Raw genomic sequence first — 2214 nt, 5'->3', positions numbered from 1 at the left:
CACGACCCGCGTCGTGGCGAGCTCCCCATCTCTGGTGGTACTGGCCCGATGCCCTACGCCTTAGCTGCAGGATTGCTGTTGTTGCTTTCCCTTGGCTATGGTTTCAAGACTTCCGCGGTTGCCGCCCGAATCCGTAAGGATTAGGAAACCACGGGATTAATAAGTCCTGTCCCACATCCCGTGGGTAAGGCACCCCGGTTAACCAGCCCCGCCTCCTTCTTCAGGTTGGGGGCGGGAGACCGGAACAACCGGAACCTGGCAACCGCCAGATTCTACAAATGAAGAATAAAAATCACGGGAATAAAATAGGAGATTTACTATGACCCGCAATATCCGCAAGACCGCTACCGGCTTGACCGTAGCTGCTGTTGCTCTAATGGGCCTTGGCTCATCCTTCGCTGTGGCTGCACCGACCCCGGAAGCTTCGGTAGACGTTAAGTCTGCTAGCTCCATCGATCAGGCAACTGGCTCGATTAAGGTTACTAAGCTTACCCCTTCTTCACTCAAGCAAGATACTCCTGAAGGTAATGCTCTTTCTGCACTTCCTAAGGATTCCAAGCCGATTGAAGGCGTTACTTTTACTGCTTACCAGATTGTGGGCCTAGATGTTCACAAGAATGCTGACTGGGTAAAGTTGAAGGAACTGAAGGGGTCTGGCGCTAAGATTGACGTTGATGCTAAGACCTTTGGTTCTTACACTCTAAAGGAAGTTAAGGGACAACCTACTGATGAAAATGGTGTAGTTACTCTTGATAACCTGCCGGTTGCTTTCTATGTTGTAGCTGAATCCATTTCTGGAGAGACCGTTAAGGTTCACCCGAAAGAAGGTGCGGCAGAGGAAGTTCCTGCCGGCAATGTTGTTAAGGCTGAACCGTTCGTCGTTTCTGTTCCGTTGACGAATCCTGAGAACACTTCTCAGTGGCTGTACGACGTTAACGTTTACCCCAAGAATGCTACCGTTAAGGCTCCCGTAAAGACCCTGAATGATGATAAGGACGGTAAGGGTTCTGGTAACGAAGCTACTAACTCCCAGATTACTTACACCCTATCTGCAGAAATTCCTTCTGCTAAGCTAAACCAGTTCATGCTGATTGACCGTTTTAAGGATTCGCAGCTAAAGTGGATTGGTCAGACCTCAGATGAGGTATTCGTTGACGGTGAAAAGCTTGATTCTAGCAAGTACACCATTGTTGAGACCACCAACCCGGTTGGTTCCGCGGATGAAAAGTACCGTTTCGTTACTCTAACTTTGACTGAGGACGCTGCGAAGGAACTTCAGGCCAAGGCTGGTAAGAAGGTAACTTGGGAATTCCACGCTAACGTTAAGGAAGCTACTGCTGGCGAAGCGATCCCCAACAAGGTTTTCGAAATTGCAAACCCTGAAAATGAAGGTCGTAACCAGTGGAATCCTGAGGATCCCACCCAGCCGAACCCGAATCTACCTAAGAATCCGGAAAAGCCGAACAAGCCTTATACTCCTCCCACCGGTGATACTCCCGAACCTGGTGGTTCTACCCCCGGTAATGAGGTTAAGTCTTACTACGGTAAGGTTGTCATCAATAAGAAGGCTTCCGATGATCCTAATAAGGCCCTTAACGGCGCTAAGTTCGAACTTTACCAGTGTGATCCTTCAAACAACTACACTCTAGGTGACAAGATTAGCGTTAACAATAAGTCCGTTTGGGAATCCGGTAAGGATGGCGTGACTGCTAACGACGGTAAGATCGTTATTTCTGGTCTTCTAGTTAACGATTACCGTAACGGTGACACGGTTGATGTAAAGGACGGCAGTCGTGCATGGTCAGAAAAGACCGCTTACTGCTTGAAGGAAATTGAGGCCCCTGAAGGTTACGAGTTGCTACCGCAGGTTGCTCATTTCCAAGTTCTAAAGGGTGACTCTGACGCTGCTCCGGTAGAGGTTGATCTTAACGTCACCAACATCAAGAAGAATGGTGGCTTCAACCTACCCGTTACCGGTGGTGCTGGTATTGCTACCCTAGTTGCCGCTGGTACCCTACTAGTCGCCGGCTCCGGCGCCTACGTGCTAGCTGCTTCTCGTAAGCGCAAGCAGGCCTGAAAAGGACCACACGCGGGCTTTTAAAGCTGTTTAGTGAGTGACCCTGAGGAGGGGGATCACTACCAGCCGCTAAACGCATAACCCGTGAATGAGGGGGTTCCAACACGTAAACGTGTTGGAACCCCCTCAAAACAATT

1 protein-coding gene is annotated in these 2214 nt (G+C 49.7%); it reads left to right on the top strand.

What is annotated here, in order from left to right:
* Positions 1–319 precede the first annotated feature (319 nt).
* Entirely contained in the window at positions 320–2077 is a 1758-nt protein-coding gene (locus BSR28_RS08770; protein WP_073713983.1) for a SpaH/EbpB family LPXTG-anchored major pilin, read from the top strand.
* Positions 2078–2214: the final 137 nt, after the last annotated feature.

Source organism: Boudabousia liubingyangii (assembly GCF_001907245.1).
GTDB lineage: Bacteria > Actinomycetota > Actinomycetes > Actinomycetales > Actinomycetaceae > Boudabousia > Boudabousia liubingyangii.
The sequence above is the reverse complement of the archived record's forward strand: the minus strand, read 5'-3'. Positions and strand labels throughout refer to the sequence as shown.